Raw genomic sequence first — 13,297 nt, 5'->3', positions numbered from 1 at the left:
ATTCAATCACATTATTGATGTTATTAAAATGCATGAGTTCTTTTACCCGGCATTATTTGTCAAATGCGTACAACTAATTGCCTGGTACATTACCTACAAACAAAACAAAAAGGGAGCAGTTCCGGATTATAAAATGGAAAGGCTTTCACTCCTCATGACCGTCTTCTTCATTTTGTTTTGTTTAATTACAGCCAAGTTGCCGGTAGTTTTATTTACACGATATTTTATTGTTTTACAACCTATAATGACACTTATTATGTTAATGGATTTAGTGTGCATATTGAAATATATTTCCTCCCGCATGAAAAGTACAATTGGAAACATTACAAAGCTTGCCATACTTGTTATCCTGGTTAGACTTGTTGCAATTAATATGGGTGAGAAAATAAACTATGAGAAGAAATACATTTACCAAATCACGCATCAATTAAAAGGACCGCTTGATTACATTATTCCATACATAGCGGACAACTATAAGAATACAGAGGATCTTGTTCTCGCTACCAATTATGAAGAGTTATCATATATTTTTTATTTGAATTGTAAAGTCACACTCGGATTCATGAACAAAAATTTATCTGAGGATCTGAAATACCAGCCCGACATTATGGTGTACAGAAAATGGGGACAAAACCCGGAATACTTTAATCAATTTATTCAAAAAGCGAAATATAAAAAGATCACCTTTCCTGTATTTGACTCGCCGGTAAACAATATTGCCGAACTCAATGGCGCGATTGAACATCAGTTTAAAACCAAATTGGCCGAAAGCGACAATGACAAGATGGAAATTTTAGTGCGGGAACAATAATGGCTAACCTTCAACTGATCATTGCGTCTTACACTTACAGCTTGGGGAAAAGTGAATATTCGTTTTAGGAAGCATTCCCCTGATGCGCTGCTGCTCATCTTCATCAATAAGAATACTTTGCAGATAAAGCTCTTTCAACTTAAAGAGGTAAGCCATCTGTTCAGGAAAATCCCCAAGATCATTGTCCCATAATTCAAGTACTTCAAGATTTTCAAGATCCCCGATTTGAGGTGGCAAAGTAATCAGGTCATTCTGACTGACATCCAAAACAACAAGATTTTTTAAATGGCCGATCTGCTTCGGAAGTGTTACAAGATCATTCTTTTTTAAGATCAGAATTTGTAAGGCCTGCAAACTGTCAATTTCAGGAGGCAGTACTTTTATTGAGTTTTTGCTCAGATCAAGGTACTGCAGATTTTTGAACAGAAAAACCTCCGGAGGAACTTCTTTGAGTTTATTTCTCCGCAACTCCAGCTTCACCACTTTATCCGGCTGCTTCAGAGCCTCCTGGATACTTGTAAAAGGCTGCAAAGTATCAAGTGTTAATGAATCAAGTTGCTGTGCCTTTGTGTCGCCATAAGGGAATACAAAAAATGCAGCAAATACAACAAGAACCGATAGATTTATGGTCTTCAAGAATTTAATTTTTCAAATGTTTTCAGGGTCTGCTGCTTATCCTTCCCTAATTGCAGCTTCAGCTTTTCAAGGCTCTCAAATTTCTCTTCATCACGAATTTTGTCAATAAAACTGATTGTAAGATCATCCCCATATATATCTTTCTCAAAATCCAGGATATTAACTTCAATACTCCGGTCTTTACCACTGTTCACGGTTGGATTCAAGCCTATACTCATCATACCCTTATATGTTTTATTCCCATAATTTACTTCTACAACATATATGCCATTCGCCGGAATAAGCTTGTATTTATCGGAAACAGACAGGTTCGCAGTCGGATAACCAAGGGTTCGGCCCAATTGCCGGCCTTTTATAACTTTTCCGGTCAATGTATATGAATAACCGAGAAAAGCATTGGCAGTCCGCACATCTCCTGCCTGTAAAGCCTTTCTTATCTTTGTCGAGCTTATTTCAACATTATCAATGTCCTGCGCCGGAATTTCTTCCACGTCAAAGCCATAAACCGGCCCGTATTCCTTCATATGTTCGAACGAGCCCTCCCTGTTACGGCCAAAATGGTGATTATAACCAATAACAAGTTTTTTGGTACCTATACTGTTCACCAGGATGTCGCGAATAAAGTTTACCGATGAAAGCCTTGAGAATTTTTTAGTAAAAGGGTAAATTATTAAATGATCTATGCCTTGTTTCTCAAGGAGCCTGATCTTCTCTTCCTGCGTATTCAACAATTTCAGCTCATTATCATCAGGAAAAAGCACCATACGGGGGTGTGGATAAAATGTCAATAATACCGTTTCTCCCCCCGAATGTTTAGCTACCTCGGTCAAACGCTGTATGATCCGTTGATGACCCACATGCACCCCATCAAAAGTTCCGGAGGTTACAACCGGGAATTTAACACCTTTAAATTGTTTTATATCAGAATATACTTTCATGCCTTATAATCAACGAATAACTTGCCTGTCTGGACATTAGCTTTCGCAACGGCAGGCAGGCGAATAAAAAACGAATGTACGAATTGCCTGCGTTTTTACGTAGCACCATTCTATAATTGTTAAATTCATATTGCCGCAGATACCGATTGATAAATGCGGTACTTTACGATTCGTAAATCCGTACGCATCTGTTATGCGTTGATGAAATTTTATTAACACCTATTCGCTTTCAATGCAAAAAATAATACCTTTGCACACGAAAATTTTTACCCTATATCTTATAACATATATAACTAGATAAAATGGCGAATATTAAAGGAAAAATTACCCAGATCATCGGACCGGTAATTGATGTTAGTTTTGAACAGCAGGGACTAAAACTACCCAACATTCTTGATGCACTTGAAGTTACACGCCCTGATGGCTCTGTAATTGTATTGGAGTGTCAGAAACACGTGGGTGAAGACACGATCCGCGCCATTGCGATGGATTCTACGGACGGACTTAGCCGTGGAACTGAAGTTGTGGCTACAGGAGCGCCAATCCAAATGCCAACCGGCGAACAGATTAAAGGTCGCCTGTTTAACGTTGTGGGTGAAGCCATTGACGGCATCAGTAAGGTTGATAAATCAAAAGGCTATTCCATTCACAGGGAGCCTCCTAAATATGATGAACTTTCCACTTCTACAGAAGTACTGTTTACGGGTATTAAAGTAATTGACCTTCTTGAGCCTTATGCCAAAGGAGGTAAGATCGGTTTGTTTGGTGGTGCAGGTGTAGGTAAAACGGTACTTATCATGGAATTGATCAATAACATCGCGAAAGGTTATGCCGGATTATCGGTATTTGCCGGTGTTGGTGAGCGTACCCGCGAAGGGAACGATCTATTGCGTGAAATGATCGAATCAGGCGTTATTAAATATGGTGAGGAGTTTAAGCACTCCATGGAAAAAGGTGGTTGGGACCTGAGCAAAGTTGACATGAAGGAATTGGCTAAATCACAAGCTACCCTCGTATTCGGACAAATGAACGAGCCTCCGGGAGCCCGTGCGCGTGTGGCCCTTTCCGGACTTTCAGTTGCCGAGTATTTCCGCGATGGAGATCCAAATGACAAAACAAGTGGCGGACGTGATATCCTTTTCTTTATCGATAATATATTCCGTTTCACACAAGCAGGTTCAGAAGTATCAGCTCTTTTAGGTCGTATGCCATCAGCAGTAGGTTACCAGCCAACACTGGCCACTGAGATGGGTGCGATGCAGGAACGTATCACTTCAACTAAACGTGGTTCTATCACATCTGTACAGGCGGTTTACGTACCTGCGGATGACTTAACTGACCCGGCACCTGCTACAACATTTGCTCACTTAGATGCAACAACGGTATTGAGTCGTAAGATCGCCGAGTTGGGCATTTACCCTGCGGTTGACCCATTGGATTCAACCTCACGTATCTTAACACCAGCAGTGTTGGGCGATGCGCATTATAATACTGCGCAACGTGTTAAACAAATTCTCCAACGTTACAAAGAATTACAGGATATTATTGCCATCCTTGGCATGGATGAGCTTTCTGAAGAAGACAAACTGGTTGTACACCGCGCAAGACGTGTTCAACGGTTCTTATCACAACCTTTCCACGTTGCGGAACAGTTCACCGGCTTAAAAGGCGTATTTGTTCCGATCGAGGATACAATTAAAGACTTCAACACCATTATGGATGGAGAGGTTGATGAATATCCTGAAGCAGCGTTTAACCTTGTAGGTAACCTGCAGGAAGCTATTGCGAAGGGTAAGAAAATGTTAGCGGAAGCCAATTAAAAAATTAAGGAATTAGGATTTGGGATTAAGGAATAAAAATCCCAAATCCTGAATCCCAAATCCCAAATCAAATATGTTTCTAGAAATAATCACTCCCGACAAAAAATTATTCAGTGGCGAAGCCAAATCAATTAAGCTTCCCGGTACAGATGGTTCGTTTGGTATCTTAGATGACCACGCAGCTATGATCGCATCCTTAAAAAAAGGGACCGTTAAAGTGGTTAATGAAAAAAATGCAACGGAAAACTTTAACATTAATGGCGGCGTTGTAGAAGTATTGAAGAATAAAGTGATTTTGTTGGCGGAGTAATTTTCTTTTGCTGATCTGTGGCAGAGGGCTCATCAAAATATTGATGAGCCCTTTTTTATTATTTTTAAGGCATGAAACTGAAACTGGCTCTATTGATTATAATTGCAGGAGCTTCAAATATACTTGCCCAAGACCCTCATTTTTCACAATGGCATTCATCTAAACTAACATTAAATCCTTCATTAGCTGGAGCAAACGGTTGTATGAATGCCGATGTGACATATAGGGATCAATGGCCAAAACTTTCCGGCTACTATAAAACAACACTCGTTTCCTGGGATCAATACTTTAAAAAACTCCATGGAGGCATGGGTGGTTATTTTATGTATGATGAAGCTGGTGGAAAGCTTTTCACTCTTCGCGTGCCGCTATTACTTATGCACCAGTGTTTAAATTACTAAACGAAAAATTATTTATTGTTCCCTTAGTTGAGTTTGCCTTCCAGGAAAAAAAAATGACTGGTCTTCTTTAATTTTTGGCGACCAGATAGATCCTAAAAGAGGGTTTGTTTACAATACGCTACCTGCCCCAGACAAATCGGCATCCGACATTTTCGACATTAGCACCGGTATGCTGATTGCAACAAATCATTTTTATGCAGGATTCTCAGCATATCACATTACTAAACCTGACGAGACTATACTGCAAGGATTTCAGGATAACTCTTCCAGGCATTAAAGTATGCTATAGAAATTTTTCTCTATCCTTTGCATATCGAAATGAAGATGCTTTGATTGTTGCAACTTCGTTTCGATTTAAATGGATTAATTTAGGCTATAGCTATGACTACACAGTATCCAAGCTAAACAATTCTTCAACAGGAGGCACTCATGAAATCCACCTGGGTGTTTCATTTAAAAATAAAAAGGCGAGCGGATTATTTATTAAGAATAATGGACTCTAAATATACTTTTGTGATATAGTACTACTGCGAAATTACTTCAAACCCAAATTTACTTACAAACTCTTCAACCTCCTCACTAAATGATCGTTTTGAATGATGCGTTTCTTGATTTTTGATGTAGTTAACAACTCTTTCCAAATGTGATTGGCTCACAGAAACTGCCCAATAATCATCCTGCCAAACAAATTTCTCAGGAACTAAATTATTTTTGTTAATCCAATAAGAAGATTCTCCTTTTATTAATTGTGATACTTTAGCTATGCTTTGGTCTTTCCCCAAAGAGATCAAACAATGTATATGTTCTGTCCAGCCATTAATGGCTTGCAGAAAAATCTCTTTCTCTTTACAATTTTGAATAATATGCTTCTGCACATCATGCCTGATCTCACTTTTTAGCCAAGGCTCCCTATTTTTAGTAGTAAACACCAAATGCACCCAGATTTTTACAAATGACATGCTGCTTGTGTTTGTTCGGCTAAAGCCGAGATTGATTTTATTTTTCATTGCCGTTGGCTAAAGCCGAACGGCAATGAAATTTTTTGTTTAGAAACTATTTTATTTTAATTATTGATAACTAAATATTTATCACAATTGGCTGAAGCCAACAGAAATGAAATTCAATATTTCAAAACTGTTTTTTTACTTTCATTCCTTTTGTCATTAATACCGCTACTACTCATTACCATTTGGCTTCAGCCAACAGATAATAAAAAGAACAAAACCTATTGGCTTAGCCAAACTGTGTGCCGCTATTTTAATCTATTGAATAATCGCTTTCGCTTTCTCCAACGCCTTTTCTAAGCCCAAAAGATTAGTCCCACCCGCAGTTGCATAAAAAGGTTGCCCTCCTCCTCCTCCTTGTATCTCTTTAGCAAGTTCACGAACGATATTACTGGCATTCAATTTTTTTTCCGCAACTAAATTATCTGAGATGATAACAGAAAGACTTGGCTTACCCTTTATTTCGGCACCAAGCACCATAAAGAGATCTTGTACTTCGTTTCTTAATTCGAATGAAAGATCTTTAATCACTTCAGCAGAATCCAATCCTATTTTTTCGGAAATAAAATTAACACCGTTGTGTGATTTTATTTTTCCAAGCAATTCGGCTTTCAACTGTTTGGCTTTGTCTTTTAAAAGTGTTTCAACCTGTTTATTCAACTCGCTGTTTTGCTCAAGCAATGATTGAACACTTTTTGCAACATCTTTTGGATTTTTAAGCAGCTCTTTCAACTGTGCAATTACAGCCAATTGCTGATTCACATATTCTTCAGCCTTCACAGAAGTTATGCCCTCTATCCGACGAATACCCGCAGCTACCGCACTTTCAGAAATTATTTTAAATAAGCCGATCTGGCCGGTTGCTTTTACATGCGTTCCTCCGCACAGCTCTATAGAATAATTCTTATCGAAAGTTACTACGCGCACCACATCCCCATATTTTTCTCCGAACAAAGCCATTGCACCAAGTTTTTTCGCTTCATCAATCGGTAGTTCTTTTATATCGGAATGAATATCCTCGCGTATCTTTTCATTTACGATCTGTTCGATTTTTGCGAGTTCTTCATCTGTTACTTTTGAAAAGTGCGAGAAATCGAAACGCAGATATTCATCATTTACCAATGAACCCTTTTGTTCTACGTGTGTTCCTAATACTTTACGTAGTGCGGCATGCAGTAAATGTGTCGCGCTATGATTATTTTCGGTGAGCAAACGTTTGCTTTTAGTTACAACCGCTTTAAAGGGCTTGGAAAGATCCTTGGGCAACTTATCTGCAAAATGAACAATTATACCATTTTCCTTTTTTGTATCAACGATGGAAATTTTCTCAGTGCCATTATCCAGATAGCCTGTATCGCCAACCTGGCCACCGCTTTCGGCGTAGAAGGGAGTTTGATTTAACATCAATTGAAATAAATTTTTTCCCTTCGCAGTAACTTTTCTATATTGAAGTATATGAGTTTCACATTCAGTTAGTTCATAACCCACAAAACCAGAAAGGTTGGCACTTGAAATTTTGAAGGAATTTTTTAAATCAACCCAATCCCCGGTATCAACAGCCGTCGCTTCCCGCGAACGATTTTTTTGTTTTTCTAATTCCGCCGAAAAACCTTTTTCATCTATCTCCAACCCATATCCCTTTGCAATCAAAGAAGTAAGATCGACAGGAAAACCATATGTATCATACAGTTCGAATACAACAGAACCATCAACAATTGAAGATTTTTTTTCATTGGCAATAGCAATACAAACCTGGTCAATTCTTTTCAAACCATTTTCAAGTGTTCTGAAAAACGCAACTTCTTCTTCCTTTATAACTTTTTCTATCAATAATTTTTGTGATTGTAATTCAGGGAACGCACCACCCATTTGATTGGAAAGTACAGGAACAATACGATACATAAAAGGCTCTTTCAATCCTAATGACTGATAACCATACCGGATAGCCCTTCTTAAAATTCTACGTATAACATAACCGGCTCCTGTATTAGATGGCAACTGCCCGTCGGCAATAGAAAATGAAATAGCCCTGATGTGATCCGCGATCACACGCATAGCTATATTAATAATAAGTTGCTGTTTATGGTTTTGTTCATTGTCCGGCTTATATCGCAACCCTGAAAGGTTTTCAATTTTTTCAATTATCGGCTGAAAAATATCTGTATCATAGCTGCTTTGCTTATTCTGCAAAACCATACTCAAACGCTCAAAACCCATACCTGTATCCACATGCTGCGCAGGAAGTTTCTCCAGTGATCCGTCTGCTTTGCGGTTGAACTCCATGAATACATTGTTCCATATTTCAATTACCTGTGGATCACTTTTATTCACCAATGTTTTACCATCAACCTTTTTGCGATCTTCATCTTTACGCATATCCACATGTATCTCAGTGCATGGACCACATGGGCCGGTATCACCCATTTCCCAGAAATTATCTTTCTTATTTCCTTTTATGATGCGGTCTTCGGCAATATATTTTTTCCAGCAATCATGAGCTTCCTGGTCGAATGCAAGCTTTTCTGTCGGACTTCCCTCAAAAACTGTAACATATAACCGGCTCTTATCAATCTTGTAAACTTCAATGAGCAACTCCCAACTCCAGGCAATAGCTTCCTTTTTGAAATAGTCACCAAAACTCCAGTTGCCAAGCATCTCGAACATTGTGTGATGATAGGTGTCGACACCAACTTCTTCAAGATCGTTGTGCTTACCCGAAACACGTAAACATTTTTGCGTATCAGCAACACGCGGGTATTTGACCGGAACGTTACCCAAAAACAGATCTTTAAATTGATTCATTCCGGCATTGGTGAACATCAATGTTGGATCATTTTTAATGACCATAGGAGCCGATGGAACAATAACATGTCCTTTCGATTTAAAAAAATCTAAGAATGTTTGACGAATTTGGTTTGAGTTCATTGATACAGATAACGAATAATTGCGAATTTACGAATTGTCAAATGCTTACGATTCACAAAATGAAGGCTTGAAAATAGAATATGTCAAAAGTAAAATATAAGTTTAATACCAAATCACTTACCTACGAAAAAGTAGAAGTAACGTTTAAGCAGCGCTTCTATAAGTTCCTTTCGTATCTCGCCACAGGCAGTGTATTTGCGGCTATTACAATATTTGTAGCCTTTACCTATTTCGACTCTCCTAAAGAAAAAACACAAAAACGCGAGATCGAAAATCTGCGCCTGCAATATGAACTCCTTGATAAACGCATGGGGCAGGTATCATCCATTTTGCAGGAAATGCAGGAGCGCGATGACAATATTTACAGGGCCGTCTTTGAAGCGGAACCTATTCCCGACAATGTGCGCAAAGCCGGTTTCGGAGGAGTTGACCGCTACCGCGAACTCATGAACTATGAGAATTCGGATCTTATTGTTGAAACCACCAAACAACTCGACCGCATCACCAAACAACTTTACATTCAATCCAAATCGTTTGACGAGATCGTGAATATGGCAAAAAACAAAGAGAAACTTTTGACATGCATTCCTGCCATTCAACCTATCTCTAATAAAAATTTAAAACATCCTCCCGCAGGTTACGGCTGGCGTACCGATCCTATTTACAAGACCCCGGAATTTCATCCCGGCATTGATTTTACCGCGAATACAGGAACTGAAATATATTCAACGGGTGATGGAATAGTGGAGATCGCTGACGATGTTATGCAAGGCTACGGAAACCACGTAGTAATTAATCATGGATTCGGTTACAAAACATTGTACGGACATATGAGTAAAATAAAAGCGCATGTAGGGCAAAAAGTGAAGCGCGGCGAACTGATCGGATTTGTCGGAAGCACAGGCCGATCTACCGGTCCGCATGTACATTACGAAGTGATACGCAATAGTGAAAAAGTTAATCCGATCAACTACTTCTTTAACGATCTTACTCCTGCCGAATATCAACAGCTTATTGAACAGGCTTCAAGAGCGTCGCAGTCATTTGATTAATAGCGCTTGCACGAGCTTTAAGTTGGCAATTCGCCAAAAGGCAGTTGGCAATGATATAACTTCGCCAACTGCAAACTGCCTATTGCCAACTTAATTCATGTTTAAAAATTATGGAGAAAAAAAATATCAGCTACTATACCGCAACGGCTGTTGTAATTTCAAACATGATCGGCACAGGCGTATTTACCAGCCTTGGTTACCAGGTGATGGGCATCAAATCGGGATTTGCATTATTGTTGCTTTGGCTCATTGGCGGTGTAGCGGCTTTATTGGGAGCTTTGTGTTACGGCGAGTTAGGAGCAGCGTTGCCGCGATCGGGTGGTGAGTATAATTATCTTTCAAAAATATTTCATCCGGCATTGGGGTTTTTATCCGGCTGGGTATCGGCCACTGTCGGATTCGCCGCGCCTGTTGCTGCCGCTTCTATGGCATTTGCCGAATATTTAAAAAAAGGTGGTGATTTATCCCCCGTTCTAATTGGGAGCACTGACATCAGCTCCGGACTGTTTGCCGCCATCATCATTCTTCTTGTGACTTGTATCCACTTTTTAAAAGTAAAGATCGGAAGCCGCTTCCAAAATACTTTTACGGCAATAAGCATCGTAACAATTCTGATCATTGTTATAAACGGACTGCTCACCGGGCACACCGGCGATGCTGACTTTACACCCAACAACGCCGCACTTCATGAAGTATTAAGTTCCTCATTCGCCATCTCCTTTTTCTTTGTAACCTTTGCTTATTCCGGATGGAACGCGGCCGCATACATAGCAGGTGAAATGGAAAACGTACAGGAAAACCTGCCCAAAGCATTATTACGTGGTACCGCATTTGTTACACTTTTATATATCCTGCTGAATTTTGTCTTTTTGTATACAACTCCATTGGCTGAGATGGAAGGGAAAAAAGAAGTTGGATTTGTTGCGGCAACATATATTTTCGGGACAGTAGGCGGAAAAATAATGGCACTCATCATTGCTATAAAATTAATTTCCACCATCAGCTCTATGACACTCGCAGGCCCGCGCATAATAAGTGTTATGGGTGAGGATTTTCCCCTGTTTAAAAAACTTGCGCAAAAAAATAAATATGAAGTTCCGGCGTATGCCATACTTGTTCAATCGGTCATCGCACTGGTTTTTGTTTTCACTTCAACCTTCGACCAGGTGATAACATTTATCGGCTTTACATTGAACCTGTTCACTTTTCTGACTGTGGCGGGATTAGTCGTATTACGCATCAAACAACCCGACCTTCCCCGACCTTTCAAAACACCCTTTTACCCGTTAACACCGATTGTCTTTATGGCTATCAGTATCTGGCTGATTTATTTTGGCATTGCCGATAAGCCCCTCGTATCATTGGCAGCCATAACAACAGTATTAAGCGGACTTATATTTTATTATTTTGGAAAACGATCCATCTCGCTTTGATCTTCAACTTCTCAAATGATTAAACCACTATATTTGTTTTAATATTTTATGGAAAAAACTTCTGCCGGTTCACTATATTTCATTTTTATCATCTCACTTTTCTTCGCGTGCGGAACCGATCGGTCTAAACACGAAACGTCTGCAATAAAAAAAGATACCCTCAAAAAGCCTGTCGTTATTGATAGTGTTCAGGTAAAACCCAAAGTGCGCCCGATCAATCGCGAGCTTGATGACATTGCCCGTTACATTGCAGGGCTTAAAATTGATACCGGAAGCAAATTGGATCCGGTTTTACTAAACCACAAAGAATGGAAAAATTATTCCGCGGGAATGGATAAAAACTGGGAACGGGTCAGCAACTCAAAGATCAGTAAGATGAAACCCTGGGCTGAAAAAGAACTGAATAACCTGCATACCAAAACATTATTCTACCCTTTTGCGGGAGCGGATATTTTAAACGCGCATATTTTATTTCCACATGCAACTAAATATATTCTTGTAGGATTAGAGCCTGTAGGAACTACTCCGAATCTCATGGAAATGTATAAGACAGATAGCATACAACTTTACTTTAACACAATTAACAGATCGCTCTCCTCCATTTTAAACTTCAGTTTTTTCCGGACCAAATCCATGGCCGTTGATTTTCACAAAGAGGATGTGAACGGAACAATCCATATTCTTTTGTTTTTTATTGCGCGAACAGGCAATAGTATCATTGATATTAAACCGGTCGCGGTTAACTCCGCGGGAGAACTAGTGAGTTATTCTTCTTTTTCAAAAGCGAATACTGATTCTCTAAAGAACCGCGGGGTACAAATAGATTTTTCGGGCCCTGACAGCATTGAACATTCTGTTATGTATTTTTCTGTTAATCTTGGCAACGATCCGTTCATTAAAAATCAGGAATTCAAAATTTTTCTTAAGAAACAAGGGGCGGATGTTACTTATTTAAAGTCGGCTTCATACCTGATGCACAAAGGATTTTTTTCGGAAATACGCTCCACGATTTTAAACAACAGCAGAGCAATATTACAGGATGACTCAGGAATACCGTGGAAATTTTTTAATGACAGCACACGCACCATCACACTTTACGGAACATATACCGGAACTATTCCGTTATTTTCAACCGCACACCAAGCCGACCTTGTAGATACGTACAAAAAAGATTCGTTAAAAGTAAAACCACTTCCGTTCGGAATAGGTTATAAGTACAAAGAGGAGCAATCGAATCTGATGCTAAGTGTAAAGCCCGCCTCCGATTCTCTCCAAAAAAGCCACAATAAAAAGGGCAGCTCCCAATTATAAGGAACAGCCCTTTTATCAATTTCTTTTCTCATTTGGGAAAACGCGGAGAGAATCTTAACAATACTCGTCAAATGCCATCTTCAGGTTATCGGCGATCATGGCCGCAGAACGGCCTTCAATGTGATGACGTTCGATAAAGTGAACCAGCTTACCATCCTTGAACAACGCGATCGATGGGGATGATGGGGGATAAGGTGCAAAATGTTTGCGTGCCTGCGCCGTTGCTTCAGTATCAAATCCGGCAAACACAGCAGTTAACTTACCCGGTTTCTTACTATGCTGAATTGCAAGTTTTATTCCCGGCCGTGCCACTCCTGCAGCACAACCGCACACAGAGTTCACCACTACTAAAACAGTTCCCTTACTATTAACTACCGCGTCAACAGCTTCGGGCGTTGTAAGATCTTCGAAACCAACCGAGGTCAACTCGGATTTCATTGGTTTTACTATTGCTTCTGGGTACATGATTATTTCCTTCCTTTAAGTTTAATTATAGCCAAAGTTACAAAAAAATACGGTCGAGTAGGCAAAGGGAGTTTCACCCTAAGCCTCTCACAGAACCGTACGTGAAGCTCTCACTTCATACGGCTCTTGTCATTCAATCAAGTTGATTTAAAAATTGTCCAATGATAAAACATAGTAGGATAGCTTACCTG

The 13,297-nt window shown here is 39.5% G+C and carries 13 protein-coding genes; 8 read left to right on the top strand and 5 right to left on the bottom strand.

Translation table 11 applies throughout. The annotated features are described in order from the left end of the window. The first annotated feature begins 301 nt into the window (after positions 1–301). Positions 302–811: a hypothetical protein gene (locus tag HYU69_02610; GenBank protein ID MBI2269229.1), complete on the top strand. Its 510-nt coding sequence runs from the start codon at positions 302–304 to the stop codon at positions 809–811. Between the two features lie 18 nt (positions 812–829). On the opposite strand, the gene HYU69_02605 is transcribed toward HYU69_02610, so the two are convergent. Together HYU69_02605 and HYU69_02600 are read right to left on the bottom strand one after the other, a co-directional pair. Beyond that, positions 830–1,447, bottom strand: a complete 618-nt coding sequence (locus HYU69_02605; protein MBI2269228.1) for a leucine-rich repeat domain-containing protein — start codon at positions 1,445–1,447, stop codon at positions 830–832. Then, on the bottom strand, positions 1,444–2,385 hold the full coding sequence (locus tag HYU69_02600; protein MBI2269227.1) for a bifunctional riboflavin kinase/FAD synthetase: 942 nt from the start codon (positions 2,383–2,385) through the stop codon (positions 1,444–1,446). Before HYU69_02600 ends, HYU69_02605 begins: the two co-directional genes overlap by 4 nt. 302 nt (positions 2,386–2,687) lie before the next feature. On the opposite strand from HYU69_02600, the gene HYU69_02595 reads away from it, so the two are divergent. From HYU69_02595 to HYU69_02580, 4 genes are all read left to right on the top strand, one after another. Beyond that, entirely contained in the window at positions 2,688–4,205 is a 1,518-nt protein-coding gene (locus HYU69_02595; GenBank protein ID MBI2269226.1) for a F0F1 ATP synthase subunit beta, read from the top strand. Positions 4,206–4,278: 73 nt separating this feature from the next. Then, positions 4,279–4,515 carry an ATP synthase F1 subunit epsilon gene (gene atpC / locus HYU69_02590; GenBank protein MBI2269225.1) on the top strand — a complete coding sequence of 79 codons (237 nt, stop codon included), beginning with the start codon at positions 4,279–4,281 and terminating at the stop codon, positions 4,513–4,515. A 71-nt stretch (positions 4,516–4,586) separates the two neighbouring features. Beyond that, positions 4,587–4,916 (top strand): type IX secretion system membrane protein PorP/SprF, encoded by a 330-nt coding sequence (locus HYU69_02585; protein ID MBI2269224.1) that lies wholly within the window; start codon positions 4,587–4,589, stop codon positions 4,914–4,916. A 194-nt stretch (positions 4,917–5,110) separates the two neighbouring features. Beyond that, a complete protein-coding gene (locus HYU69_02580; protein MBI2269223.1) occupies positions 5,111–5,419 on the top strand; it encodes a type IX secretion system membrane protein PorP/SprF in 309 nt (102 codons plus the stop codon). Between the two features lie 21 nt (positions 5,420–5,440). Here HYU69_02580 and tnpA read toward each other — a convergent pair whose 3' ends face one another. After that, positions 5,441–5,875: an IS200/IS605 family transposase gene (tnpA, locus tag HYU69_02575; GenBank protein ID MBI2269222.1), complete on the bottom strand. Its 435-nt coding sequence runs from the start codon at positions 5,873–5,875 to the stop codon at positions 5,441–5,443. A 303-nt stretch (positions 5,876–6,178) separates the two neighbouring features. After that, complete coding sequence (gene alaS / locus HYU69_02570) at positions 6,179–8,845, bottom strand: alanine--tRNA ligase (GenBank protein ID MBI2269221.1); 2,667 nt, start codon at positions 8,843–8,845, stop codon at positions 6,179–6,181. A gap of 80 nt (positions 8,846–8,925) precedes the next feature. Here alaS and HYU69_02565 point away from each other — a divergent pair, with 80 nt between their 5' ends. The 3 genes from HYU69_02565 to HYU69_02555 all read left to right on the top strand — a co-directional run bounded on the left by HYU69_02565 (position 8,926) and on the right by HYU69_02555 (position 12,641). Beyond that, positions 8,926–9,897 carry a M23 family metallopeptidase gene (locus HYU69_02565; protein ID MBI2269220.1) on the top strand — a complete coding sequence of 324 codons (972 nt, stop codon included), beginning with the start codon at positions 8,926–8,928 and terminating at the stop codon, positions 9,895–9,897. A 110-nt stretch (positions 9,898–10,007) separates the two neighbouring features. Next, positions 10,008–11,330, top strand: coding sequence for an amino acid permease (locus HYU69_02560; GenBank protein ID MBI2269219.1), 1,323 nt, complete (start codon positions 10,008–10,010; stop codon positions 11,328–11,330). A gap of 48 nt (positions 11,331–11,378) precedes the next feature. Continuing rightward, complete coding sequence (locus HYU69_02555; GenBank protein MBI2269218.1) at positions 11,379–12,641, top strand: hypothetical protein; 1,263 nt, start codon at positions 11,379–11,381, stop codon at positions 12,639–12,641. A gap of 54 nt (positions 12,642–12,695) precedes the next feature. Here the strand turns inward: HYU69_02555 and HYU69_02550 are convergent, their stop codons facing one another. Then, positions 12,696–13,106, bottom strand: a complete 411-nt coding sequence (locus tag HYU69_02550; protein ID MBI2269217.1) for a BrxA/BrxB family bacilliredoxin — start codon at positions 13,104–13,106, stop codon at positions 12,696–12,698. Between the last annotated feature and the right edge of the window lie 191 nt (positions 13,107–13,297).

It is taken from the genome of Bacteroidota bacterium (assembly GCA_016183775.1).
GTDB lineage: Bacteria > Bacteroidota > Bacteroidia > JABDFU01 > JABDFU01 > JABDFU01.
This window is presented reverse-complemented; position numbering and strand designations above follow the sequence as displayed.